At 42.3% G+C, this 26,565-nt stretch carries 25 protein-coding genes and 1 tRNA gene; 6 read left to right on the top strand and 20 right to left on the bottom strand.

Annotated features, from left to right (window positions below; all coding sequences use genetic code 11):
* Positions 1–353: 353 nt before the first annotated feature.
* Positions 354–430, bottom strand: a tRNA-Arg gene (locus BUB19_RS20150).
* A 186-nt stretch (positions 431–616) separates the two neighbouring features.
* Between BUB19_RS20150 and BUB19_RS20155 the strand changes: the two genes are divergently transcribed.
* Complete coding sequence (locus BUB19_RS20155; protein ID WP_073097201.1) at positions 617–1,360, top strand: porin family protein; 744 nt, start codon at positions 617–619, stop codon at positions 1,358–1,360.
* A gap of 53 nt (positions 1,361–1,413) precedes the next feature.
* Here BUB19_RS20155 and BUB19_RS20160 read toward each other — a convergent pair whose 3' ends face one another.
* A complete protein-coding gene (locus BUB19_RS20160; protein ID WP_073097202.1) occupies positions 1,414–2,037 on the bottom strand; it encodes a PA-phosphatase in 624 nt (207 codons plus the stop codon).
* Positions 2,037–3,491, bottom strand: a complete 1,455-nt coding sequence (rpoN, locus tag BUB19_RS20165) for an RNA polymerase factor sigma-54 (protein WP_073097203.1) — start codon at positions 3,489–3,491, stop codon at positions 2,037–2,039. The genes BUB19_RS20160 and rpoN overlap by 1 nt, the downstream gene beginning before the upstream one ends.
* Before the next feature lie 177 nt (positions 3,492–3,668).
* Between rpoN and asnS the strand changes: the two genes are divergently transcribed.
* Positions 3,669–5,120: an asparagine--tRNA ligase gene (gene asnS, locus BUB19_RS20170; RefSeq protein WP_073097205.1), complete on the top strand. Its 1,452-nt coding sequence runs from the start codon at positions 3,669–3,671 to the stop codon at positions 5,118–5,120.
* A gap of 224 nt (positions 5,121–5,344) precedes the next feature.
* Positions 5,345–5,797, top strand: a complete 453-nt coding sequence (locus BUB19_RS20175; RefSeq protein ID WP_073097206.1) for a hypothetical protein — start codon at positions 5,345–5,347, stop codon at positions 5,795–5,797.
* A 14-nt stretch (positions 5,798–5,811) separates the two neighbouring features.
* Here the strand turns inward: BUB19_RS20175 and BUB19_RS20180 are convergent, their stop codons facing one another.
* The 3 genes from BUB19_RS20180 to BUB19_RS20190 are packed head-to-tail and all read right to left on the bottom strand — an operon-like array spanning position 5,812 to position 9,991.
* A complete protein-coding gene (locus tag BUB19_RS20180; RefSeq protein ID WP_073097208.1) occupies positions 5,812–7,302 on the bottom strand; it encodes a TolC family protein in 1,491 nt (496 codons plus the stop codon).
* Positions 7,295–8,608, bottom strand: coding sequence for an ABC transporter permease (locus BUB19_RS20185; protein WP_073097210.1), 1,314 nt, complete (start codon positions 8,606–8,608; stop codon positions 7,295–7,297). Before BUB19_RS20185 ends, BUB19_RS20180 begins: the two co-directional genes overlap by 8 nt.
* Before the next feature lie 42 nt (positions 8,609–8,650).
* Complete coding sequence (locus tag BUB19_RS20190) at positions 8,651–9,991, bottom strand: efflux RND transporter periplasmic adaptor subunit (protein ID WP_073097382.1); 1,341 nt, start codon at positions 9,989–9,991, stop codon at positions 8,651–8,653.
* Positions 9,992–10,461: 470 nt separating this feature from the next.
* Here BUB19_RS20190 and BUB19_RS20195 point away from each other — a divergent pair, with 470 nt between their 5' ends.
* Positions 10,462–11,223 (top strand): class I SAM-dependent methyltransferase, encoded by a 762-nt coding sequence (locus tag BUB19_RS20195; protein WP_073097211.1) that lies wholly within the window; start codon positions 10,462–10,464, stop codon positions 11,221–11,223.
* Between the two features lie 190 nt (positions 11,224–11,413).
* On the opposite strand, the gene BUB19_RS20200 is transcribed toward BUB19_RS20195, so the two are convergent.
* The 4 genes from BUB19_RS20200 to BUB19_RS20215 all read right to left on the bottom strand — a co-directional run bounded on the left by BUB19_RS20200 (position 11,414) and on the right by BUB19_RS20215 (position 15,346).
* The gene (locus BUB19_RS20200) at positions 11,414–11,743 is read right to left on the bottom strand and encodes a hypothetical protein (RefSeq protein WP_073097213.1); all 330 of its coding nucleotides are present in this window, start codon (positions 11,741–11,743) and stop codon (positions 11,414–11,416) included.
* 408 nt (positions 11,744–12,151) lie between these two features.
* On the bottom strand, positions 12,152–13,822 hold the full coding sequence (locus BUB19_RS20205) for a BF3164 family lipoprotein (protein WP_073097215.1): 1,671 nt from the start codon (positions 13,820–13,822) through the stop codon (positions 12,152–12,154).
* Between the two features lie 107 nt (positions 13,823–13,929).
* Positions 13,930–14,220: a hypothetical protein gene (locus BUB19_RS20210; RefSeq protein WP_073097216.1), complete on the bottom strand. Its 291-nt coding sequence runs from the start codon at positions 14,218–14,220 to the stop codon at positions 13,930–13,932.
* Positions 14,221–14,494: 274 nt separating this feature from the next.
* Positions 14,495–15,346: a hypothetical protein gene (locus BUB19_RS20215; protein ID WP_073097218.1), complete on the bottom strand. Its 852-nt coding sequence runs from the start codon at positions 15,344–15,346 to the stop codon at positions 14,495–14,497.
* Positions 15,347–15,367: 21 nt separating this feature from the next.
* Here BUB19_RS20215 and BUB19_RS20220 point away from each other — a divergent pair, with 21 nt between their 5' ends.
* Together BUB19_RS20220 and BUB19_RS20225 are read left to right on the top strand one after the other, a co-directional pair.
* On the top strand, positions 15,368–16,270 hold the full coding sequence (locus BUB19_RS20220; protein ID WP_073097220.1) for a lysylphosphatidylglycerol synthase transmembrane domain-containing protein: 903 nt from the start codon (positions 15,368–15,370) through the stop codon (positions 16,268–16,270).
* The gene (locus BUB19_RS20225) at positions 16,267–17,874 is read left to right on the top strand and encodes an ArnT family glycosyltransferase (protein ID WP_143156112.1); all 1,608 of its coding nucleotides are present in this window, start codon (positions 16,267–16,269) and stop codon (positions 17,872–17,874) included. The genes BUB19_RS20220 and BUB19_RS20225 overlap by 4 nt, the downstream gene beginning before the upstream one ends.
* Before the next feature lie 93 nt (positions 17,875–17,967).
* Here BUB19_RS20225 and BUB19_RS20230 read toward each other — a convergent pair whose 3' ends face one another.
* The 10 genes from BUB19_RS20230 to BUB19_RS20275 all read right to left on the bottom strand — a co-directional run bounded on the left by BUB19_RS20230 (position 17,968) and on the right by BUB19_RS20275 (position 26,565).
* Entirely contained in the window at positions 17,968–19,086 is a 1,119-nt protein-coding gene (locus tag BUB19_RS20230) for a 6-bladed beta-propeller (RefSeq protein WP_073097224.1), read from the bottom strand.
* A 63-nt stretch (positions 19,087–19,149) separates the two neighbouring features.
* Complete coding sequence (locus BUB19_RS20235) at positions 19,150–19,389, bottom strand: hypothetical protein (protein ID WP_073097226.1); 240 nt, start codon at positions 19,387–19,389, stop codon at positions 19,150–19,152.
* A 285-nt stretch (positions 19,390–19,674) separates the two neighbouring features.
* Entirely contained in the window at positions 19,675–20,760 is a 1,086-nt protein-coding gene (locus tag BUB19_RS20240) for a BF3164 family lipoprotein (RefSeq protein ID WP_073097228.1), read from the bottom strand.
* 76 nt (positions 20,761–20,836) lie between these two features.
* Entirely contained in the window at positions 20,837–21,100 is a 264-nt protein-coding gene (locus BUB19_RS20245; protein WP_143156113.1) for a hypothetical protein, read from the bottom strand.
* A gap of 217 nt (positions 21,101–21,317) precedes the next feature.
* A complete protein-coding gene (locus BUB19_RS20250) occupies positions 21,318–22,268 on the bottom strand; it encodes a HipA domain-containing protein (RefSeq protein WP_073097231.1) in 951 nt (316 codons plus the stop codon).
* Entirely contained in the window at positions 22,261–22,596 is a 336-nt protein-coding gene (locus BUB19_RS20255) for a HipA N-terminal domain-containing protein (RefSeq protein WP_073097233.1), read from the bottom strand. Before BUB19_RS20255 ends, BUB19_RS20250 begins: the two co-directional genes overlap by 8 nt.
* A complete protein-coding gene (locus tag BUB19_RS20260) occupies positions 22,583–22,831 on the bottom strand; it encodes a helix-turn-helix transcriptional regulator (protein ID WP_073097384.1) in 249 nt (82 codons plus the stop codon). Before BUB19_RS20260 ends, BUB19_RS20255 begins: the two co-directional genes overlap by 14 nt.
* 346 nt (positions 22,832–23,177) lie before the next feature.
* Positions 23,178–23,513, bottom strand: a complete 336-nt coding sequence (locus tag BUB19_RS20265; RefSeq protein ID WP_073097234.1) for a hypothetical protein — start codon at positions 23,511–23,513, stop codon at positions 23,178–23,180.
* A gap of 273 nt (positions 23,514–23,786) precedes the next feature.
* Positions 23,787–24,884, bottom strand: a complete 1,098-nt coding sequence (gene wecB, locus BUB19_RS20270) for a non-hydrolyzing UDP-N-acetylglucosamine 2-epimerase (RefSeq protein WP_073097236.1) — start codon at positions 24,882–24,884, stop codon at positions 23,787–23,789.
* 88 nt (positions 24,885–24,972) lie between these two features.
* Positions 24,973–26,565, bottom strand: coding sequence for an amidase (locus BUB19_RS20275; protein ID WP_073097238.1), 1,593 nt, complete (start codon positions 26,563–26,565; stop codon positions 24,973–24,975).

Below are 26,565 nucleotides of genomic sequence, written 5' to 3' on the forward strand. Positions count from 1 at the left end.
TTGTTTCTGTACCCAAAGAAATGCTATTTGCTTATAAATAATGTCTGACAAAACTTCAAAGAACTTGGCCCGATTCAAAGAAAACCTTCCGCTTTCTGATCGGCTTGACCTCACTTTCTGACACCTTCTTTTTGGTGATTTTCGGTAAGGGAGTGCAAAGGTAATGAAACTTGTTACTCTTGCAAAAATTTTGAGGATAAAATTTGAAAAGATTTCTAAACGCCTCTCCGGTGTTTCCTCGATTTCCCCGTTTGGGATCACAAAGATGATATCTTTTTTCCGGTTTGCAATGAGAAAAATCTGTTTTTTTCAGGAATATTTTTCTATCGACGCTTTTTCGAAATAGATCCTAATGGTGACCTCGCCAGGATTCAAACCTGGAACCTCTTGAGCCGTAATCAAGTGCTCTATTCAGTTGAGCTACGAGGCCATTCCCTGTAGAAGGAATGCAAAGCTAAAGAATAATCACAATATTACAAAGCGCTGTTATTCATAAAATCGTCAGATCCACAATCAGACAGCGTTATTATTTAAGAATAATTAAGATGTTTAACACTCCAAATCAATCAATATTTCATAATTTAGCCGATCAATTGATCAAGTAATCATTGTATTCATGAAAAAACTAACCATACTACCCTTTGTCATTTTACTTTTACTTTCGACTTTTCAACTCCAGGCCCAGGAGAAAGAAAGAACACCCATCGGAGGCAGGCCGAATATAAAGGGTGATTTGTTTCTGGATTTTGGCTTTAACATGCTTAATAACCGGCCGGACGAATTGAATACCAGATTCATTGCATCGCGGGTAGTCAATATTTATTACCAGACCCAACTGCCGATCGGCGAAAATTCAGGTTTTACTTTCAATCCGGGATTCGGTTTTGGGCTTGAAAAACTGGCTTTTCAGGACAACCTCACGCTAATCCCCGATCCCGAAAAAGGACCCAACTCGAGTCAGCTTGTTCCCATTTCAGAAGTATATGGTGAAGACATCAGGGTAGAAACCAACACCATGGCCATCAATTATATTGATATCCCCATCGAATTCAGGTACCATGCCAACAAAGACGACTTCAATAGCGGATTCCGGGTTGCAGTCGGTGGCAAATTCGGGTTTCTATACAATGCACATTCCAAGATAGCAGTAACCAATAGCGAAGGTTTTAGCCAAAAGGTAAAAAACAGCCAGGAATACGGACTCAGTCCTATTCGCTATGGGGCCTATACCAGACTGGGATTCCCCGGATTTAACCTCTGGGCCTATTATGGGCTGAATGAGCTGTTTGAGGAAGATCAGGGACCCTACGGCACAGCAGCATCCCAATTTAATTTCGGAGTTTCTGTAGCTTTATTTTAGACGAGTGCAATCAGGCAATCATGCAAAGCAGGTTTTTAAAGAGCCTGCTTTTTTTATTGCAGCAAAAAATAATAATAGGCCATAAAATTAAAACAGAAGCCCATGAGAAAACCCCCATATACTTCTCCGGGCTTGTGGGCATTGAGGTATAGACGGGAGGTGCCCACCAGCCCGCTGATAGCAATGATCAACAACAGGTAATAAAACATAGGAGCAGAATAAAATTTCATGGACAATACCGCCACCAGGGCCACCCAACCCCCCATTGCGGTTTGATGCGCACTGATTTTCCAAAAAAATGTCACCAGAGTAAGTGCCACCAGACTAAGCGTAACCGTGCTTAGCGTGAGGATCAGGAGTTCATCCACATTGAGCCTCCAGTAAAAAAACCCGGCAGTCATGCAGTAAAAGACAGCGACCAGAGAGAAGGGGATGAAGCGGTCCCGTTGGCCTGAGAGGTGAAAACCAGGAATGGTGTCTGCGTATTTCATGCCTACCAAACCCAGCAGCGGCACCAGAAAAGTCGAAAAACTGATCAGCAACAAAATGGACCACTTGGCCGCCTGTGGCACCACCGTTGCTTCAGGTACAATGTAAAATAACGTAGCTACCATCAATGAAGGGATAAGCAGGGGCTGAAAAACCACAGATATCCCGAAAGCCAATTTTCTATACACTACAACTCCTTTCTAAGCCTTGCTACAGGAATCTGCAATTGCTCCCTGTACTTGGCTACGGTCCTTCGAGCGATATTATAGCCCTTTTGATTTAATAATTTAACCAGTTTATCATCGGAGAGCGGTTTCCTTTTGTCTTCCTCCTCTACCATCTTGTTCAGCACGCTCTTCACTTCGCGGTTACTTACATCCTCTCCCCCCTCTGTGGCTATACCCTCAGAAAAGAAGTACTTTAACGGGAAGACACCAAATTCCGTCTGGATCGACTTGCTGTTTGCTACCCGCGACACGGTGGAAATATCCATATCGATCCGTTCCGCAATATCCTTGAGAATCATGGGCCGCAATTTGGTTTCATCTCCATCTACAAAAAATTCCTGCTGGTAATCCAGGATGGCCTGCATGGTTTTCATCAGGGTTTGTTGCCTTTGTTTGATGGCGTCAATAAACCACTTGGCCGAATCCAGTTTCTGCTTGACAAAACTGACCGTCTCCTTTAATTTCTTATCTTTCTTGTTACTCTTGTCGTAGGCATTGAACATTTCCGAATAGGACCTGCTCACCTTCAACTCAGGGGCATTTTTGGAATTCAGCGTGATCTCCAGCTTTCCGTTGATATTGTTCAGGATAAAATCCGGAATCACATAATGATTGCGTACCATTCCATCTGCCACCCCGCCGGGCTTGGGATTTAATCTGGTGATCAGGTGAATTACCTCCTTGAGCTCTTCCTCATCTATTCCGGCCTTCTTCAATATCTTGTCGTAATGCTTTTTGGTGAATTCCTCGAAGCAACTTTGTACGATAAAGATGGCTTTCTGCACCAGGGGCTCATGAGGGTCCTCTCTTCTTTCCAATTGGATGATCAGGCACTCCTGCAGGTTTCGGGCAGCTATTCCGGGGGGATCAAAGCTCTGGATCTTGATCAATATCTCCTCTATCTCATCCAGATCAGTTTCTATATTCTGACTGAAGGCCAGATCGTTGATAATGGCTTCCAGGCTTCTCCTGATATAACCATCACTTTCTATACTGCCGATCAGTTGCTTGCCGATGATGCGCTGCTCTTCATCGAGCTTCAGGAAATTCAATTGGGACAGCAGTTGCTCATGCAGGGAAGAGTAGCTCGAAAGTGGCATCTCCCGCTCTTCTTCATCATTGGAATAATTGCCATCTCCCTGCATCTTGTACCCGCCGTACTCCTCATTCAAATATTCCTCTATATTGATATCCTTATCCTCTTTGACATCTGTATTCTCAGCCGCATCCTGAAATTCGTCGGCCTGACCATCGGCATCTGTTTCCTTCCCCTCCTCCAATGCTGGATTAATCTCCAACTCTTCTTCAATACGGGTTTCCAATTCAGCGGTGGGCACCTGAAGAAGTTTGATAAACTGTATCTGCTGGGGAGACAGTTTCTGAGATAAGATCTGACTTAAATTCAGTTTCTGCATATATCTTTAACCTAATGTGGGTTTGTATTGGACTGTTTTTATTTTCCTTAAATTCCTTTGAACTCTCAAATTTAGGAAATAAGATCAAAATTTTGATAAAAAGCTTATTATATCGTTTTTTTGCATTCACTTTATAGCTAACCATTCAGGCAGTGTATTCCTAAAGCGAAATCAGATATGGCATTCAACAAGCGAATAAAAATAAAATCCCTGCTGGAAAACGCTTCAGCAGGCGAAAAAGCCACTTTAATGGGCTGGGTAAGGACCAAAAGAAGCAACAAGCATGTAACTTTTATTGCCCTGAATGACGGCTCCTGCATCCAAAACTATCAGGTGGTGGCCGACCCGGCAAGGATCAGTGAGGAGATATTAAAAAAAGCAAATACCGGGGCCAGCATCAAGGTTCATGGCAGCATTGTAGACTCCCAGGGTGCAGGGCAGCAGACGGAAATACTTGCGGAAAAAATAACGCTGCTGGGAGAGGCTGATCCGGAGAAATTCCCGATTCAGCCCAAAAAACACTCTTTGGAATTCCTTAGAGAAAACGCGCATTTGAGAGTAAGAACCAACACTTTTGGCGCCATATTCAGAATCAGGCACCACCTGGCCTTTGCCGTACACCAGTATTTTCACGACAGGGGGTTCTTTTATGTCCACACGCCCATCATTACGGCCTCAGACGCCGAAGGGGCCGGGGAAACCTTTCAGGTAACCACCCTGGACCTGAAAAACCCGCCCAGGGATGAACACAATAACATCAACTTCGGGGAGGACTTTTTTGAAAGAGCCACCAATCTTACGGTTTCCGGCCAACTTGAAGGCGAACTGGCCGCCCTTGCCCTGTCGGAAATATACACCTTTGGCCCGACTTTCAGAGCCGAAAATTCAAATACTACCCGCCATCTGGCTGAATTCTGGATGATAGAACCGGAAATGGCGTTTTACGATGCAGAAGACAACCAGGACCTGGCGGAAGATTTCCTGCAGTACATCATCCGTTTTGCCCTCGAACACTGCAAAGAGGATTTGGCATTTCTGGACAAAAGGGCAGCAGAAGAGGAAAAAGAGAAAAAAGCGGAACTGAGGAGTGATATGGGTCTGTTAGACCGACTGGAATTTGTGACCCAAAATGAATTTGTCAGGATCAGCTATACAGAAGCCTTTGAGATACTGAAGGATTCCAAACCCAATAAAAAGAAGAAATTTACCTTCCCAATAGTTGATTGGGGCACTGACCTCCAATCCGAGCACGAGAGATTTCTGGTCGAAAAACACTTTAAAAAGCCGGTGATCATTTCAGATTATCCCAAGGCCATAAAATCATTCTACATGAAACAGAATGAAGATGGGAAAACGGTTGCTGCAATGGACATCCTCTTTCCAGGTATAGGTGAAATCGTAGGTGGCTCCCAGAGGGAAGAAAGGCTGGACAAACTCACTGAAAGAATGGAAGAACTTGGCATCAGCCAGGAGGAATTGTGGTGGTACCTGGATACGCGCAGGTTTGGGACTACCCCCCATGCTGGATTTGGGCTGGGTTTTGAGCGCCTGGTACAGTTTGTGACCGGCATGGGAAATATAAGGGATGTGATTCCATTCCCCAGGACACCTGGTAATGCGGAATTTTAACGAAATAGAAATGCATTTAAAAAATAAAAATCCATTTTCCATCTCACAGGATAGAACCGCCCTAAAATGAACCACACCAGGATTCGGCAGGCTACGGGATAAGCCATTCCCTGGGCTAAAATACTTTGCCCTAAAATGGATTGTCTATTGTAAGCTTTTGGTCTTGTTTTTGACTTCTCACCCTTTCATAATGCATTATTTGGGATTAATTCTTAAATTGAAGGGTGGAAAAATTTCTAAAATATCTCAAAACCGAAAGCGTCGGCGGTCACCTGATCCGCATTTCCCTGGCTTGCCTGCTTTTATTTGGCGGGTTCACGAAGTTAAAATTAATCGGTGCGCTGGACTACAATCTTTTCTGGGCCATTTTACTGGCAGGCATCGAAACCTTTGCGGCTTTTGGCTTGCTGATACATTATAAACGGCCGATCCTTGGCCTGGCAGGTGGAGTATTGGCCTTGTTGTCCATCTTTATCAGAATAGTATTTTCGATCGGCTGGGTCAGGGACAACGTATTACAGACAGACTCTTTCATCGTCGCCTTAAATTCCATTTTTGGAATTTATAATAACGGACTTTTTCACATTACCCTGCTGTTCGGTGCCGGTATTTACTGTCTGGGCAATTCCTATAAAGCCTACATCAAGGAAAGAATTACCCGGCCCTGGCCGCATTAAGTCTGATTTACGATTTATTCTTCCTGAAAGCTCATTTCCGGCGTGTACAACAATTGCTGGTTCTCAAAATCATAAAGTGTCAATTTTCTGAGTTCATAATAGGCTGTCCAGTAATCCCTCAAAGATTCTATATATTGCCTTCTGTTGATATCCTTATCTTCCTGGGCAATGCCCAGGTCTGTAATGGAAACATTCCCACTCTGATACCTGCGGAAAGAGATTTCATACCGTTTTTCAGCTACTTCATCGGAAGCTTTGGTGATCTCCAGCCTGTCTTTCAACATGATAAAATTCCGAACGCGTGTAAAAATTGTCTGCTCAAAATTGATGATCTCCTGATCGATTTCATATTCTGTCAGCTTCTGGAGGGACCTGGCGATACTCATTCTGGCCTTGTTTCTGCCCCAGTCCAGGATGGGAACCTCAATACCGAGGGTGACCAGTGCCTGGGTATTGGGGTTGCTATAAATATCTCCCCACATCAAGGCAGCCTTGTTATAGCCATAGCTGGCGTTCAGATTCATCTGGAACCTTTCTCCCCTTCTTTGGGCCACCTCAGCCTGGGCCTCCAGACGCTGTCTGTCAAACCCAATGGCCTCTGACCGGTTTTGAAAGGCATACTCTAAGGCATCCTCCACATTGACCTCAAATTCGGGAATATCATCCGGAAGAGCCAAATTCAGGTCGACTTCCTCATTCAGTCCTATATAAGATTTTAGTCTTAGTGAACGGGCTTCCATATCCAGTCTGGCCTGTGCCACGCCTTGTTTGGCTTTTAATACCTGCAATTCCACCTGCAATAGCTTGTCTTCATAGGTGGTTCCTATATTGTACCTACCCCTTTCGATTTGAAGTATGGCTTCGGAATTGGCCAGGTTCTTGGTAGCAATATCCAGATTGACCTGGGCCACCAAAAAATCAAAAAACATTTCAGTAACAAACTGGCTGATGTCCTCCATCTCCTCTACAAATTCTCTTTTGCTTTCTTCAAACCTGATCGGTTCTATCTTTCGGTCCCATTTGTAGGGATTGTATGCAAATATCGGTTGGTTCAACCGCACATTTACGGGTACTCCACTCCACCGGGTTTGGTTGGCACCATCTGCAGCCAGGAAATTATCAAACCTATTGGTAGAACTATTTACTGAAATCACCCCACCAGTGGGGCTGATCACTTGCCTGAGGCCCAATTCCAGATCCACCAGGTTTTGTCTCACCTCTCTGAATTCAATAGTTCCATCAGGTTGGGTCACATTACTGAAGGCCTGAGAGTATTGCGGGAGGGTGCCCTCCAATCTGAGCTGTGGATTAAAATTGGACTGATACAGCCGATAAAGCCAATAGCGGTTTTCCCTCTGGGTATCTGCCCTCAGGGCTGCGGGGGATTGGGATCTGGCCCGCTCGATAATATCTTCAAGGGTATAGCTTACGGTCTGCTGACCTTGCACAGAAAAAATGGCCAGAAAAAATATCATGGCCAGAAATAGAGTAGCGGTTTTATTCATAGCGTAAAGAGGTTATCGGATCCTGGCTGGCGGCTCTTTTGGCTGGGGTAATACCAAAAACCAAACCTACTGTGGCTGCGACGCCAAAGGACAACAGTATGGAACTCATCGTTATCACAGTAGGGAAGTCTGCAAAAGTAGACACCAAATGGGCCAGTACTATGCCCAAAATCACACCTATTAAGCCGCCGGAAACACTGATCATTATGGATTCAAATAGAAACTGATTCACAATATCGTTCTTTTTTGCTCCCAACGAAAGCCTTAGGCCGATTTCTTTTATTCTTTCCATCACAGAGGCCAGCATGATGTTCATGATGCCTATTCCTCCTACCAGTAAAGAAATGCCCGCAATGGCCCCCAGGACGATATTAAAGATGTTTTGGGTGCGCTGTTGCTGTTTGAGTAAAAGTTCAGGAATGGTGATTTCAAAATCCACAACATTGAAGTGCCTCCGCTCCAGCATCTTTGCCAAAACCTCTGCAGTGGGATTCAGCAATTCACTTTCAGCTACCTGTACCACCATTTTATCAATCTGGTGGTAGTTGCTGGTACCCCCTCCTTCATCATCATTCAACCTGGCCTCTGTCACCAGGTCTCTGTTTTTGTAGCGGATCAACATGGTCTGAATGGGAATGTAAACGTCCATGTTGAAATCCCTGATACCCAATTTGGAAATACTGGATTCTGAGACAATGCGTTCTTCCAGTATTCCTACCACCTCCAGCCATTGACTTCCGCTCTTTAACATTTTCCCAATGGGGTTTTCATTGGGAAAAAACCGTGCAGCCACATTTCTTCCGATGATACAAACCGGATCACCTTTGATCAGGTTCTTTTCGCTAAACATTTTCCCTTCCCGCAGATCGAAGTCAAGTACTTCAAAATAGGCCGGACTGACGCCCACCAATTTGGCGGATCTTCTGATTCCACTTTTTACGATATAGGTATCTAATACGATTTCAGGACTGATTTTATTGATGCCGGGAATCACCTTGCGGATTGCCTCGGCATCCTCCAGTTTTAATCCGGGCGAAAATTTATTTTTCTCCCTTTCCAGATTGCTGTTCTCGTCAATTTGCTCTTCGGTTTGCTCTACTACAGGTTCAATCACAATGTTGTTGACACCCACCAGCTTGATTTGCTCCATGATTTCCTGCTGTGCCCCCGTACCGATGGCCAGCATGGCGATGACTGCCGCAACTCCAAAAATTATACCCAATGCGGTCAGCAATGAGCGCACTTTATTGGCCAAAACCGCTTCAAAGGCGATGTAGAAGTTGGCCAAAAGCCTTTCATTAAACATATTTGACAATTTTTTACTGTTCAGGCTACAATTGACCGAACATCAAGGGGTGGAACGTTTCGGAACAGCGCGTGAGGAAGACAATGATGCCTCGGCAATAGGCTCTTCCTCTTCCTGCTCGTCCAGATTTCTTTTGCCATTTAACTCTTCCAGCAGGTTCACGGCGAGATTTTCTCCCCAATCGGGTGTATTCAAATAAACATAGTCTCCCTCATTCAGCCCTTTTTCGATGACCACATCATTGGCATTGGTAAGGCCAAGCAAAACCTCCTGCTTAACCCCGTTTCTGAGGTAGACATAATTGATACTGTCGTTTTCTACATTCACTGCTTCCAGCGGAACATACAGAACTTCATTGAGTTGATCAGCGATAATCGTATTGCTGGACGTCATGGAAGGTCTGAGCATGGGATCGCTCTCATTCACTTCTATGATCACCTCAAAAACTTTTGCGTCAGAATTGGGCCGCTGCTGTCCGACGTTCGCTACTTTCGTTACCTCGCCGGTATATTTTTTGTCTGGAAAAGCATCCATCCCCAGCTCCACTTTCTGACCTACTTTTACCCGGCGGATATCTACCTCATTTACATAGGTGATGCTTTGCATGGTGGTCAGATCCGGAAGAGTGGCTACGACAGGGTTCCAGGTACTGATCTGAGAGCCTTCCTTCACTTTACTGCCCCTGTAATCTACATATATGACCATCCCCTCCTGCGGGGCCGTCACCACAAACTTATCCAGTACCTCGACCATCTGGTCTACTTCCAGTTGATCCTCCCGGAGTTTGGCAGCAATCTCCATCATCCTGGCGCGTTCCTGAAGCGTTTTGATCCTGTACCTTTCTCTGGCCTGATCCAGCTCCCGCTTGGCCTTCTCTACATTGTATTCGTTCTGTTTGATTATGGCAGGGGGTTCGAACTGAGATTGCTCGAGAATCAATTCCTGCTCCTGAACGATGTATTCCTGATTGAGGATATTGTCCCGCTCTACCCGGAGATTGAGAGAAGTATCGAGCTGAATTTGCTCAAATTGCGCCTTTGTTTGTTCCAGATCTAGTCTCCTGTCTTCCAGGCGGCCAAACAGCTCCGTTTTGTCTATGGAGCAAATGAAGTCCCCTTTTTTTACTACGGTCCCCTCATCCACCATCTTGTCTATGGTAAAGTTTCCTATACGAAATCTTCTGGCTTCTGCCGGTCCAAATACCTGGACGGATCGGAGTGCTTCCAGCTCACCGGAAGTGGTAATCTCTACACGAAACTGCCCTTTATTTACATTTGCCAGAATATTATTTTCGACTCCGGCGCTGCCGGAGGCAAAGAAAAAATACAGGGCCCCGATTACAATCACACTACCGAGAGCGACGTATATTAGGTTCTTTTTCATTTTATCATTATTTATACATACAAAGATATGGTTTTCATTACCAAAGCAGCTCCCAGTGAGCATTTTATATGGCCATTGAAATAAAATCATAATTGTTCATTTATGATTTTAGTTTTCCATTTTTTAAACGTGAAAAAAGGAAATCCGGCGCTATTCTACACCTTTAAAAGGTTACATGTATATTTGCCAGTAGAAAGAAAGTCACATTGAGCCGCGCCGGCAACAGGACCTCGCTTTTTCCGGATCGAAATCCAGACTGGCAAGGACTATTGTAAGTAAGGCTTCGATCTGGCTACTATTGAAATTTTAGGTCTTGCAAAATTGACCACCTGGCGCTGATGCCTGACTTACCTTATGTAGCGGATTCGGATACCTGTACAAAATTTAGCAGAATTTGGCCGTCTCCCATGCCAGGCAGTGCAGTACAGCAACGAATTAGCATGAATAATTACCACCCCTAACTCAAACCTATGAAGGCATTAATCAGTTGGACCATCAGAAATATCCCAAGAAAATACCTGCAACGTGTCAGTCATGTATTCCTGAGAATGGCTGCTGTTTTTTACCGCGGAAAAGAGGTTCAGTGCAATATTTGTCTCCGAAGTTTTCGCCGTTTCCTGCCTTACGGGAGGCAGGCAAGGGAAAATGCCCTCTGCCCCAATTGCCTGGGCCTGGAAAGACACCGGCTCATGTGGCTTTTTCTGAAAAAGAATACAGGTTTTTTTGAAAAACAACTCAAGGTATTGCACGTAGCACCAGAGTTATGCTTTTTGAACCGCTTCAAAAAACTACCTAATCTGGAATACATTACCGGAGACCTGGAATCCCCATTGGCTCAGGTCAAAATGGACATCCACCAGATCCCCTTTCCTGACAATTCCTTTGATGTGGTTTTCTGCAACCATGTTTTGGAACATGTGGCCGACGACCTGCAGGCCTGCCGGGAAATCAACCGGGTATTAAAACCAGATGGCTGGGGCATCTTGCAATCACCTGTATATAACCTGGAGCAAACCCTGGAAGATCCTGAGATCAAAGAACCGGCGGAAAGAGAAAAGGTATTTGGCCAAAGCGACCATGTAAGGAAGTATGGAAAGGATTATGCCAGCAGACTTAGTAAATCGGGGCTAAAGGTAACTGAAAATGCATTTGTAAAAACCCTGCATCAAGACCGTATAAAAAAGCATGCCCTTCCTGAAAACGAAATGATTTTCTTTTGTCAGAAAGGGTAAAAATTACCTTTCTCAGATTAGAGGTAACATCTCCTTAAAACAACCAAATTGACACTAGGACCCTTATTATTGGGAGAGAATGGCGTATAAAATCACCGATTAAACCGTCACTGCAATCTCTATCTGGAAGGTTGCAGATTTGGAAAAGGGTGTGTGGTAGTCTCCTGTCCCCTGTGCTTTTCGAATTGACTCACGATATTCTCCAGTCCAAACACTCTTTGATCTTTCTGATGACACTTTTGTTTAAAAACTGTAAATCAGTGGGCTGACTTCCAAAGTATTCTCCATAATATTCCCTATATACAGGAATATATTGAATCGTGCACAAATCCGGAAAATAGATTACCTCGCAACAATCTGCGCTTCCACTCCCCGCAATCGCCTTCTCCAAGGCCACGTCCTTTTCCGAAAACGGTGCTTCCGTACCACTGACCCCAAACTGCCAGCCGGCCACCAGCATAACCGCTACAGCCCCAAAGGCTGCCATTCCTTTTTTCGAATTTTTAATCCATTTCATCATAATCTTATTACATTTAAGTAAAACATTGATTTAATGGCAGTTAAATTGAAAAAAAAATGATAGTTGCAACTATTTTATTAAAAAATGCAAAGAAATATATAAAATAATCTTTATTTAAGCGTATACGCTGTTTTTTGGGTTAGTAAATATAATTCGATAAAAATTGGAATAGAATTTTCTTCCATGGAGCTAAATAAACAGAAAGATGCATATCTACAGTGAAGCGCTTCTTACATTTTGAAACCTTTCATTTATTCTATTTTCAAGCCTTTTACCCCTTCTATATATTTTTCAGCTAGAATGGAGTCGAAAACAACCAGTTCCGGGTCTTTTTATTTATTTTTTCTAAATATTTGTTGGCTCCTTCCATTTACTGGCAAGCAGCTTTTAGAATCAAGGTTTTAATTTTTACTCCCAATCAGGAAATTTGTCTTTTACGGTTAGGGAAGCAAGAGAAGCTTGCACATCATTATAATAATACTCATAGTTGCAACTGGTAAAGCTGGTATAAATTATTCTCCCCTCTTTTTCGAATAATGTCACCTCAGAACGCGAAACATATTTTTGACCGTTTGGATCAGTTAGTTGGTTGGAAAAATTTATTCTGTATCCTTTTGAATCAGTGTACCCATCTAATTCTTTGACAGTAAGCCCAGCTAAATTTTTATTGGCTTTGTAGCGATTTGCACGTGATTTCAAATAGTCATCAAAATCGAAAGCCGCTCCTTTAGGAAAAGCAATCTTCACCTGCATCGAAGCACCACCACAAAAGGTATTTCCCTGAAGCTTTTCACTATTAAAAATGGCTCCGGTCATGTACATTTCGTCACTTTCCCATAATTCATTTTTCACTTCCAGACTTGAGGGGGAATATTTCCAGCCTGACGGCAACTCCATTCGGTAATAATCGTTCTCAGCAACGTTTTCACTATTTGGATTGGCACCCTGACCTCTTTTTTTCGAGTCTATATCTTTTGCGGATGAAAACCCCTTAAAGCTTTTATCCATATTAAGCCCGGATATCATGCTTCCTTTTAAATCATACTCAAAAAATAGATCTTCTTTAAAATAAGAAAACCCGTATAATTTTTGGAATTCCTCAGAAACAGCAAACGAAGTGAGTGGTTGATCAAGTGTAAAGCGTTCCAATAAGATCCCATCCCAATCCCAGATTTCCAGGAGTGGTCTGAAGATCTCAGGTTGTTCCATCACTTCACTTTTTGGTTTGCCCACATACATCACATAAATATGTGTTGAGGTGGCAAAAGGTTCCACCCTATACATGTTCAATTCTTCCTCCAAATCATTCTTTGGAGGCGTTTCAATTTCTATTTCATGCAATAGCTCGCCCTGATGGTTATAGTACTTAATTTGATTTTGAAAAAAGTAAAAGGCCGCAAGCCTCCCATCTTTTGGGTTAACCACTGTCCTCTTCCCGAAATCGCGGTATAGACGATCTAATTGTCTATTGTTTTCAATATTGGATAGTTCGGGAAATTTACCGAACGTTGTGAGTTCTTCTCCCCGTTGCAGATGAACCAATTGGTGTTCCGGTCCACCTGGTTTGGCATCCATTATATCGCTAATATAGGTGGATTCATCGATCATAACTAACCCATTTACAGGCGAACCATTTGACATGAACAGCTCAACACTTTCACCCATCACCGAACTGTCATTTTCCAGCCTTATTTTTATAAGGTTTGTTCCAGAGACCACTACCAAATGATCATCCATGGCTTGTACCGAATTTTCATTTACATAACTAAATTCATTGGGACCTTCTCCAATTTCCCCAAAGCTGTACAAAAAGGTGAATTCAGGCAATCTGTACACCTTGAACAAATCTTCTTTACCATTGTCAAAAATAACCGCCTTGTCAGGAAACACCAGCATTTTTGAAGGTATCAGAACAGTACTGTCTAAAGTTATTTCCTTGGACACTAGGCTTCCTGAATCCGGAATCTCACTGATCAACCTCTTTGAAGAATCGTTGGATTGACAAGAAAGAAAAAAGAGGGCAAGGACCGGAAGTAATAACAATTTTTTACAATAGATATCTCTCTCGAGGGAATACATAGGCAATTCCTTTAAAATGTACAATTTTGATAGCTAAATAGCATTCAGATTGGGTATAAAAGGGATGGTCTCGCATATACCTTGAGACCATTCCCGATATTTGTCGATTAGCAAGTTCCTGGATCCGACCATGCATCTGCTCTTTGTTCTTCACAGGGGCCATATGGTTTACACCGATAAAAATACGAACAGTTCCAAAATAGGCATGAGTTGTAGGAAGCATAGCAGGTTGTACCTGCACCACCGCTTCCCTCTATCGCCTTCTCCAAAGCCACTTCCTTTTCCGAAAAGGGCACTTCCGTACCACTAACCCCAAACTGCCAACCGGCCACCAGCATAACCGCTACAGCCCCAAAGGCTGCCATTAATTTTCTTGAATTTTTAAGCCATGTCTTCATTTTTTTTTGGTTTAATGTAAAACATTGATTGAATGGCACTTAAATTGATAAAAAAAAAAACGAGAGCTGCAACTATTCTTTTAAAAAAACCTGAAAAAAATTACAAATAATCTGTTTTAAAGCGCATACGGGAGATTTAGATTGAGAAATCAAACTTTTTACTAAACACTTCAGGTTCAGCTAACCTTCAGTCGGTAAGGGAAGATGTAACGGGGACAGGTTCGGATAACAGACCAACTTACCAAACCTTAATAGTTCTGGTGTATGCACTATATTATCTGGCCGCTTTTTTTCTGCTGTTTTCAGTAAAGAATTCTAACCACTCACTTTCACTCCTCGGAGCATCCTGTTGTAAGTCTTGTAGCGTTTTTTGGATACTCTCCTTACCGTACATTTGGTACCTTTCCCACCAGAGTGTGGACCAGAATAAGGGACCGTTTGGAAAATACTTTCCTCTAAGGTTTTCAAATTCATCCGGGTCATTGGACTGCGACCATTCTTTTTTCATCTTGTTCCATCGTTCATTTTTTTCTTGCATGTATTCTAAATAGGGTTTACCGTTTATGGGAGCGACTTTCATTTTCAGTTCGCTGACTAGGATATCCCTAAAAAAAACAGCAAATCCGGTACGGATATCATCCATTTCTTGCAGTTTAAAGTCGCATGGCTCATAAAACCAAAAGTTCCTTCCCAGCTCGTAAAAAAACAAATGGTCATATTTATCTTCTTTTACGAACTGATCGTATATCCGCCTGAACTTCTCCTCGGTTATCTCTATGCCCTTCCTGCCCAGTCTGCCACAGCCCGAACCACAGGTAGAAGGTACTAACGCCAATGGAAGCCTATCTCCATCCAGATGAGACGGATCCGGTTCCCTCCCCGAAAGCTCAGTAGCCAGTTCATAGGCTTGGTCATAGGTGCTAAGAAGTGCTGCAAGTGTATCGGTATTATAATTTCCCACAGGAAATAGCAAAAGTATTTGGTCACTTTTCTGGAAGGACAAGTCAAGTTGACTACCCTGAAAGGAGGGATACGAAACCGAGTCAGTGTTGCAGCTTTGATTTAGTATCAAAGAAAAAATAAAAATATACCGTACTATTTCACCCTTTTTGTTGGATTTCAACATTTTTATTATTTAGTTAACCATGTGAATAAAGCCAAAAAGAAAGATATAATCAAATGGTGCTTAAAATTTTTGCTCTCTGGCATTGCGCTTTATTTTGTCTTTCGTATAGTCGATCCCAACGCTATTTTTGACGCTTTTTTTTCCTCACATCCAGGTTACCTGTTATTGGCTTTTGTTGCATTCAATGGATCCAAAATTGTTGCTGCGTTTCGTCTAAACCGGTTCTATAAAGTAATAGGTGTTTACCTAACCAGTCGCTACAATCTTTTACTTTATTATATCGGCATGTTTTATAACCTGTTTTTACCTGGAAGTGTAGGTGGAGACGCTTATAAAGTGTTTTTACTCCAAGAACAAGAAAGGGCGCGGACGAAGCCCCTACTATTGGCTACGCTTCTCGATCGGGTAAGTGGACTGGCAATGCTTGCCCTGCTCACCTTTGGACTCATTCTTTTGAGGGAAGATTTGACCGGGATACCCTATTTATACCCCCTTGCCTGGTCAGGACTTCTGCTTACAATTCCTGCCTATTTGTTATTGAAAAGAATTGTCTTTACACGTTTTATGCCTGTATTGTGGCCCACCTTTTTTCTTTCTTTCTGGGTACAACTTGGCCAACTGATCTGTGCTTATTTTATCTTAATGGCATTGGGCATTCAGGGAGGTTATTTGGATTACCTGATACTGTTTATGGTATCTTCGGTGGTGGCGGTCTTGCCTTTTACCATTGGAGGAGTGGGAGCCAGGGAGTTGGTTTTCCTTTACGGGTACCGTTTTCTGGTAATTGATGAAAGTCTGGCGGTGGCTTTTACCTTTCTCTTCTTTTCAACCCTGGCAATTTCTTCTCTGCCGGGGCTGGCCTTCTCATTTAGTCCCCTTCCTGCTCCAAGCGGAGCACCAATCTCTCAAATCAAGAAATCATGAACAATTGGATAAAGTTTGTTTTCCTGGCTTACCTTCTTTTTGGTACAATACTAGTGGGAGATTATGGCCTCAGCATGGATGAGCCGGTGCAGCGAAAACACGGTATTGTGGCCTTTGAGTATGTGAACGATCTATTTGGATTTTATCCAGACCTACCAAATCTCACAGTAGAACACCTTCCAAGCTATGATCATCGGGACTACGGCATGCTTTTCCAAATGGTGGCTTACGGCTTGGAGCTTACCATGGGCATTGACAACACCCGGGATGTATTCAGGCTAAGGCATTTGATGGTCTTTGTGCTTTTCTGGGCAGCCTCCTGGGTATTTTTTCGGATTCTTTATTCCAGGTTCCATTCAGTTCCACTGGCCTTAGCCGGGGTACTAATGCTTGTACTCAGCCCCCGTATCTTTGGGAACAGCATGTACAATCCCAAAGATATCCCACTGCTCTGCTGGTTTGTTTTCGCCTTTTATACCCATATTCGCTTTGTGGACGGAAAGGATCGGTATGGACCAGTATTACACGGGTTGGCCTGCGCCCTGGCTATTGGTAGCAGGATTGTGGGTGTCGTATGGCCGGTATTATCACTCGGATACCTCTTATGCCACCTGATTATCCAGAGAAGTTCCAAAGCGGAATTATTGTTATACCTCAAAAGAACCACTTTTTATCTGCTGTTCCTCCTGGTTTTTACCTTTATGCTCTGGCCAGTTCTATGGGAAGATCCAATAGGAGGTTTTTTACATTCCTTTAATAGCATGAAACAGTTTCGCTGGTATGCAGAAATGCTTTACCTGGGTGAAATGGTTCGGTCCACGGAGTTGCCCTGGCACTACATCCCTGTTTTAATAAGTGTGACCACTCCTTTAACGATCCTTTTGGTAATTTTATCAGGATTATTTGTCATGTTTCGTAATGCTTGGAAGTACAAGCAAAAATTATTTATCCAAACCAACTTGGGTCAGGACACGGTAGCATTAGGTGCAGCATTAATTCCCTTAATGGCGGTGGTTTTGTTCGGGTCGGTTTTGTATAATGGTTGGAGACATTTGTATTTTATTTATCCTTTTTTGGTCTATTTGGGTGTATTGGGTATCGATACGTTTATAAATGTGTATAGGCGAAAACGGTCTAAGTTAATTGTGAAGGTATTTGCTGTAGGATTGATAGGCCTGGCCACCTGGGACATAGGTAATACGGCTTATTTTCTTGTAAAATACCATCCCCACCAAAGCGTGTATTTTAACTTTCTTGCCGGTGATGTGGAAAAGAACTTTGAAAGGGACTATTACGGAATGTCATACAAGGAAGGGTTGACTCAGCTTTTAAAGCGGTATCCAGATAAAATTTTGCAAATTTACACTAGGAATGTTTTAGGTAAGATAAACATGATGGTATTCACCAAACAAGAAGCTGCTAGACTTGTCTTTGTGAACAACCCTAAAGATGCTAAATTTTTCATTACCTTATTTATTTTTCGTTCACAGAAAGAATACCGAGAATTTAAGCGAAATGATTACCCATTTAATCAACCAAGTGAATTTGCTATTAGGGTCAAGGACTATAAAACCTTAGAAGTCATTAGACTTAAAGATCCATGATGTGTTCTTAAATTAAGAAAATATTACCACTTTAAATCCTTGAAATTAACTTTCAAATTGAAAAAAATTTGTAAACCTAATTACTAAAATTATCTATTTTAATTTCATTATGCGTACAACAAATTCATCTGCTTTAAGATGATCCAAAACAAAATCAGGCAAGTCCTCAAAATTATCTTCTTCCACATACTCAGGGTCAAAAAAAGAAATAACACTCCCTCTTTCAAACCCCACAAATTGGCCGGTGAATCCATAAAAATCTGATTTTTGCCCGAGATAAATTTGGTTTTTAAGGGTATCCATTAGAAAGACCCGATAACCTCCCTGATCGTACATGCTACCCAAATAACCTTTGTCAAAACCAACAAGAAAATTTCTTAAGTACCGGAAATTCTGAATTTCTTCGATATTTTCTTCTAAGTTATATTTTAGGTTATTAGGAACATTTAAAACATTAAAGTCAAATAATAATATTTGATTGAGTTTGCCTAATCCATCAAATATGTATACATTGTTATCAATGGGTTTATTATAATATACATTTGTTCCGGAAAATCCAAATTGATAATCCATCCAGATAGATTCTACAAGTTCCTCATCAAATCTCAAATATGGTTTCATATTACCTAGTCTCAAATCAGTTTTTAGTATTTTTCTTCCTTCAAAATCACCCCTGTTCCAAGATGACAGTCCGAACAAAAGAAATCCATCGGTGGTTATTTTCACCACATCTGCCTCGAAAGGTAATTCTTCTACCTTTTGCAGCTCAAACATTGAATCGAATATAAATAGTCGGTCTTTGTCCCTAAATCCATCCAGAATATAAACCGCACCACTTTCGTCAACGTCAAAATCCGAAATAGCCATCAACTCATCAGGTCCATTGCCAAAAACTCCGATATTTTGTAGATGGTCCCCTTTTTTATCAAAAACACTGAGTATTTTTTTCGATTTATCAATAATGAAAAATTTATTTTGTTTAAACTGGATTTTATCTATGAATGAAAAATTATCTTTTGTATAATCTCTCTTTAATAAAATGTATTCGGTTTCTAAAATATATTCCTTTGGAAGAAACTCTGTTTGTTGAATTTCAAAAGAAGAAAAGGAAATAGATTTTGTAGTACCATCAAATGCGGTACCATTTTCATCGGAACAACCAAATGATATAATTAATAAGCAAATAATAGTAAATAATTTCATGAAATTCATAAATACTTTATTTAAAAGTTAAAAGGCCTAAAATTGATATAATTTTAGGCCTTCACAACATTTTTAATCCTGGCATCCAGAAGTGTCTTTACAATTAATAGTATTAAGAGATAGACACATAAAAGTCGCTTCATGCTTAGGACCTCCACAAGGTGTCCCTGAACTAGCATATGCAACAATTTCTTCCTTTTCTTGAGCGTTCTCATCTTCAGATACCCCAAACTGCCAGCCGGCCAGCAGCATAAATGCTGCAGCCCCAAAGACTGCCATTCCTTTTTTTGAATTGTTAACCCATTTCTTCATGTTTTTTTTGGTTTAATGTAAAACATTGATTGAATGGCACTTAAATTGATAAAAAAAACGACACCTGCAACTATTCTTTTAAAAAAATATAAAATAAATTACAAATAATCTGTTTTAAAGCGCATACGGGGGATTTAGGTTTCAGCATAGGAAATCATAAGAGTTAACCATTTACCCTGACAGTTGAATTGGCTTTCCTATTGGAAAATTGCTTCAAAATACCCCTCATCCAAACAGCTTACTTGTTTGGCTTAAATTTAAGGGAAAACAAAGCCGCATTTACTACTAATCAGTGTATTCAAATATCACCACATTCGGATCCTCATCGGATGAAATACCAAAAAAACGCTTGTTTTTCTCGTCCACTGCCAGGGAAATCAGCGAATAGTCCAGGGTATAGGTTTCTACCAAATTACCATCGTAATCAAACACATAGATTTCTCTGGCCGTTTCACCTTCCTGAAAGTAAGCATCCATGGACTTCCCAAAATACAAGGCATAGATATATTTTTCTCCTGCCACAACATCCTTATAAAAATGTGATCTGCCCATATCCGTGAATTGCGCCATGGGATAACCTGCGGAATAATCTACCTCAAATTCCGGGATATTATGTTCAGGCCCGTTAACAGAAGTGATCTTTCCGCTGGGTAAGTCCAGAATTTCAATGTAATCCCTTAAAAGCCCTACCTGCACGTACTTTCTATGGTCTGGGCTTATGGAGGTTTTTCCTTGGTGGACAGCACTTACCACATTGGGGGGAGGGGAGCGGTCTTCCAGCATTTGGCTCCATTTACCATAAGCGGAAAGCTGATTTCCAAGTGTATCATAAATCACAAATTGATCGTCCCCATCTGCCAATTGACATATAAGCGTACTGTCCGAATTCCAAAGCATATCCACTGCCAGGAACATGTTCTCTGGCTGACGAAAAGCCTTTTGGTACAATTTACCAGGCGAATTCAGGTCAAATAAGGCCATCAATTTTTGGGTATGGTTGTAAACCCAACATTCGTTGACCGATTTCCCTCGCTGTAATTGATAGGCAGCAACAATTTCCCCTGGACCAAAACCGTCTTTACCCGTTGTATTAATCAGCCTTACGCTATCTGGATCGACCACATGCAGGTGGTAGTCCAGAACCTTGCGCTCTCCCACCACCAGGTATTTCCCTGTCCATAAAATTGATTTGGGATTTAACAAGGATGTTATATTGAGTTTCTTACCTATTAGTGAATCCGGTATGGAAACATCTTCAGGTTTAAAAGTGCGAATGATGTAGTCTTTATCTTCAGATTCACTGGGTGCTTTACCACATGATAAGAGAAATCCAAAAACCAGGAGTATCAAAAACGTTTGTGGGGTGTACATAGGTATATAGCGATAAAAAGGTTTGTACCTTATAATGAGGAAAGATTAAATGTTACCTCTCCTCATTTTTTTAATTTTAAGGGCAATCGGAATAACCACCATACCAATAGGAATCAGCAAATTTCAGACCTATCGGGTGATTACAAGACTCATCCTCAAACTGACAACAAAGTCCTCCATATCCTCCACTCCCCGCAATCGCCTTCTCCAAAGCCACTTCCCTTTCCGAAAACTCGGCTTCCGTACCACTAACCCCAAACTGCCAGCCAGCTACCAGCATAACCGCTACAGCCCCAAAGGCTGCCATTAATTTTCTTGAATTTTTAAGCCATGTTTTCATGTTTTTTGATTTAAAGTAAAACATTGATTGAATGGCACTTAAATTGATAAAAAAAAAAAATTGATAGTTGCAACTATTCTTTTAAAAAAATACTGAAAAAATTGCAACTCATCTGTTTTAAAGCGCATAAGGGGGATTTAGGTACCAAACTTTCAAGGTTGGAAATGGTCAGTTAGTTGGCTTATCCGTCTTTGTTGAATAATTTTAATCAATTCGGTTATAGTCCTATTTGTCTGGCTTTTTTATCAATCATTACTCGATAGGCTTCCTTCAGTTCATCCGGAAGAAAGCTTTTTTCCACAAACCCATGCCATTCAGGTATCGTCTTTTTGAAACGCTCGAATATATTATCGAATGCTTTATAATCGATTTCAAACCTTCTCATAGCTGCTTCAAAATCCCTTCGTGTCAGTTTCCTTTTTTTTCCGTTAAGGGTGAGTGCCAATTCTTCGCTATCTCCTTCAACCACCAATTGGGCAGCTACCATGTCATAAGCGGGACTCAGGTTGTATCCCCTCTTCGGATCTTTAAACAAGGAGAAGTTTTTCAGATGCATGTCATTGTTACCGGTTAGGAAGCAAAATACAACCTGCTCAAAGAAGCTGATGATGTCAAATCCGGGATTGGTCGAAAAGTGAACCAGTGCTTTTCCAATCTGTTCATAGGAACCCCGATACTTCGATTCTGTTAACCGTTCGGTCAGTTGGCACATGTCTTCCATGTGGAATTTTTGCTTTCCTTTTCTATCTATTCGTTTGGTGATATAAGCAAGTTCACCTGACTTTAACTGAATCAGTGAATGCGGAACAGTCCTTATTCCGGCTATGGCTGCCAGGTGCATCGTCAGGTCTTCCAGCTCGGGCAAACTTGGATAATGTTCACTCGGCGGTTTCAATATGTATCCGCCCCAAACACCCATAATCGTCAGTTTTTGAGGCGTATGTTTTTCAGTCATGGTTTCCAGCCCTAAAGAAAGCTTTGCCTGTACGCCGGTTACGGACGACTGGCGCTGTATGACCTTTTCAGCCAGTTCGAGCATCTGATCATTGGTATATTCCAATAGGGGAGGAACGGGCTTACCGAATAGTTTCTTGCTGCATTTTGAGTGAAAATCCATTTCGCCTCCATCCAGTTCCTTGTAACAATATAGACAGCAATTTTTACTCATCTTCTTTTTCCTCTTCCATTGGTTCAATGCTCACTGCACCAATGCAATCGTGACATGTTTTAAGTAACAAACCCATCCGATCACGTGCACTTAGTTTCCAGTTTTTTTCAGCAATATCCAATAACCAACCCTCCGGTATCAGACCGTCAAAAAACGGAAAGAGCACTTTATCCTGAAATGGTTTTTCCTGTAACGGAAGTGTCAAACTTACCGGCTCTGCATTATCTCTTTTCAAGTAAACATCCCTGTATTGAAAATGATATCCTTCCTCATCTTCTTTCAGAATTCCTGCCCAATCTGTGTGCATATACACTTTAGCCTTTCTCATGGATCAGTTTATTGCGATCAATTGGCACTGGGCCGAGTTCATAACCAAACAAAACCAAAACCTGGTTGACCTTATCCTTTTGCAGGGATGGTTTATCACGTTCTAATTCACGTACAAAACGTAAACCTACGCCAGCTTTATCTGCAAGCTCTTGCTGGGTAAGCCCTAGTTCCTTTCTCTTGGCTTTTACAAAACTGCTTAAGGGTAATCCAGGATAGTTATTTCCGGTATTCATAAGTATAGTATTAACCCGTTCGGGTACAAATATACACATTTCAAATGAAATATACCCCATCGGGTATAAATTAGTGAATTTAAACAGATATTGTACCCTTTTGGGTATAGCTTTCATTTCTAGCTACGGATTATACCTGTATGGGTATATTTCATAAGAGAACAGGATCTGCTTCTTAAGCTTAATTTACGTAAATTGAACTGCTAAAATTGGCTTGTCACAAGCAGACAATGTAAGTACTGCAATAAGAATGTTAGTAAATTTATTTTTCACATGATGTTAATTTAGAACATCATAAGGTTTTGACTAAATCTCCTAATAATCAAAAATCACCACATGCGGATCCTCATCGGATGAAATACCAAAAACTCAGCTGTTCTCCTAACACATATTTTTTAAGCGCAGGATTAACGGAACTACGCCCATGATGAACAGATTTGATGACATTGGGCGACAGGGAAGGATCGTCCATCAATTGACTCCAGGTACCAAAAGTGTAAAGCTGACTTCCAAATGTATCGTAAATCACATATTTATGAATAATATGGTTTTTTTCTTGAGTTTCACTTGGTCCTTTACCACAAGAAAAGAGAAAACCAAAAACCAGGGGTATCAAAATCCGGTATGAACCCTGCACAGAAAAAAAAATGAGTCGAGAAAAAATTGGTTTATCTCTACTCATTTAAAATTTAGCATATTAAAAGCAGTCAGAAAAACCACCTTGATCCAATAGGTGGCAAGGTGGTACTAAGTTTGTAGCTTCCAATATTTCCTATTCCAATTGAAATCTCAGTACCAGTCTGGAAAGCTTTCTGGAATAGTATTGAGATTTATTTAGTAAAAAACTGAGTTACTTTCCAGTCCCTTTTATCATTTCAGCACCTGAATGACGGGTATGACCCCAGCCACATGTTCCTGTTGTTTCAAGCCTTTGAATACAGATTGAGCGGGATAATCAACCTAATTTATCTAAAAGAATTTCAACAATCCTTCCTGCGGTATTGCCATCCCATAAATGAGGAACTTTACCGGTTTTCCAGCTTCCGGAAAACAGTTTTTCCATGGCGGCTGGAATGGCTTTGGGATCGGTTCCGATCAGCTCATTCGTACCCTCTGTAATGGTTTCTGGTCTCTCGGTATTGTCCCGGAGAGTCATGCATGGAATGCCCATTACGGTAGTTTCTTCAGTAATTCCCCCTGAATCGGTCACTACTGCTTTGGACCGTTCTACCAGATAATTGAATTCCAGATAACCCAAAGGCTCTATCATGTGCAAGCGCTCATGGCTGATGCCTATCTGTTGCAGCATCTTTTTGGTCCGGGGATGTACCGGGAAAATGAGGGGTAGATCCAGGGTATGGTCGACAATTTTCTGGATCAATTCCTTCAGTTTCTCCTCCTGATCTACATTGGCCGGCCGGTGTAATGTCATGACGAGGTATTTGCCTTTTTCCAGTCCCAATTCGTTCCAAACTTCCGGCTGCTGAAACCGGGGACGGTGCTTGAGCAGGGTATCGATCATCGTATTGCCCACGTAAAAGATGCGTTCCTCTCCTACCCCTGAGGCGCTGAGGTTTCGATTGGCTACTTCGGAGGTAGTGAAAAAATAATTGGTAATGCTGTCGGTCACCATACGGTTTATTTCTTCCGGCATGGACCAGTCTCCTGACCGGATGCCTGCCTCCACGTGGGCCACCTTTACATGCAGCTTTTGTGCGGTGATGGAACAAGCCATGGTAGAAGTAACGTCTCCGACCACCAGGCAGAGGTCAGGTTTTCCTTTTTCCATCAATAATTTTTCGTAGCCGATCATGATAGCAGCTGTCTGTTCGGCCTGTGTACCTCCTCCAGCGCCCAGGTTTTCATCAGGTTCCGGTATGCCCAGTTGCTCAAAAAAACTACCAGACATGTTTTTGTCGTAATGCTGACCTGTATGGATCAACCTAAAAGATATTGCTTTTCCTTCTCCGGAGGCCTTTTTAATGGCGTCAATTATCGGAGATATTTTCATAAAATTGGGCCTTGCCCCTGCAATCAAATCTACATGTACCATAGGTCAAAAGTTATTAATCCGCAAGTTTACCAAATAAATTCGAAAAATTAAGAGAAGTACACGTGAAATATTCCGATGAAAGACCATTTCAATGGTTCCCGCCAATAAATTTGGGAGGTTTACGGTAATGGGTACCTTGTTCGTAGGCATAAGCTATTTCCAGCAATGCCGGCTCAGACCAGGCCGTGCCAAAAACGGAAATCCCCACAGGCAAACCTCCCACAAATCCCATGGGAAGGGTAATGTTGGGATACCCCGCATGGGCGGCCGGAGAGGAACTTCCCAATTGAAAGCTATCCCCATTCACCCAATCCGTTTTCCAGGCCGGGCTGCCCGTGGGAGCGATGATGGCATCCAGATCATTTGTTTGAAGTGCCTTGTCTATTCCTTCCTCCCTGCTCATCCGGTTCAATGAAGCCAGGGCATCCAGATACGCTTGCTCCCTCAGATCACCCTTTTCCTGCGCCTGCTCCAGGTAAACCTGATTGTAATTTTCCAGAGAAATGCTGTCTTCCTTATTGAACCTTATCAAATCTTCCAGGCTCCTGATAGGAGCATCGGGTCCCAAACCCGCAAAATACCGGTTCAAGCCATCCTTGTATTCGTACAACATCACCTCAAAGGAATGTGCGCCGGTACCGGAAGGCTCCACTTCCTCAATGGGAATGATTACAGCCCCCTGACGTTCCATTTCAGCTACGGCTTCCTGCATGAGTTGATCCACTTTAAAATTTCTGCCGGAGGGTCCTTTAAACCAGCCGATTCTTTTATTCTTTAAACCATCTTCCTTCAGAAATGGCAGATAGTCGCTTTGGTAATTTCCTGCGCTGGCCAGGGTTTTTTCATCTTCAGGATCTACCCCTACCAGACATCCCAGGGCAATGGCCGCATCCCTGACTGTTCTGGCCATAGGGCCAGGCGTATCCTGGGTAAAAGAAATGGGGATCACCCCTGAACGGCTCACCAATCCTACTGTGGGCTTGATCCCTACAATACCATTGGCATGAGAGGGACATACAATGGATCCGTTGGTTTCGGTTCCTATTGCCAGAACGGATAAATTGGCCGAAACTGCTACGGCTGAGCCCGAACTTGAACCGCAGGGATTTCTGTCCAGGTAGTAGGGGTTTTTGGTTTGACCGCCCAGCCCACTCCACCCACTGCTGGAAAGCTCCCCCCTGAAATTGGCCCATTCGCTCAGGTTGGCCTTTCCTAGTATCACAGCTCCAGACTCGCGCAACTTTTTGGCCACAAAACTATCCTTTAGAGGTTTGGACCCCGCCAGGGCTCGGGAACCTGCGGTAGTCGCCATTTGGTCATGGGTATCCAGATTATCCTTGAGCAAAACAGGTATGCCAAAAAGATTTCCTGAAGCATTGCCTTCAATGCGCAATAGATCCAGTGAGTCCGCTATAGCCAGCGCATCAGGATTGACCTGCAATACCGATTTTAATTCCGGGCCTGCCTGATCAATGTCCTCAATGCGGCTGAGATAAGCTTCCACCACCTCTCTGACGGAAAGGGAGCCGTCTTCATAAGCCCGGTGGAAGTCCTCAATGGTCCATTCTTCATAGGGAAAATCCATTACTCCATTCTCATTTTCCTGCTGCACTGTGCAGGAATAAAAAAGTACCAGAAATAAAAAGTAATGGAATTTAACCAGCCTAAATAGTATATTCAT

Source organism: Cyclobacterium lianum, assembly GCF_900143075.1.
Classification (GTDB): Bacteria; Bacteroidota; Bacteroidia; order Cytophagales; family Cyclobacteriaceae; genus Cyclobacterium; species Cyclobacterium lianum.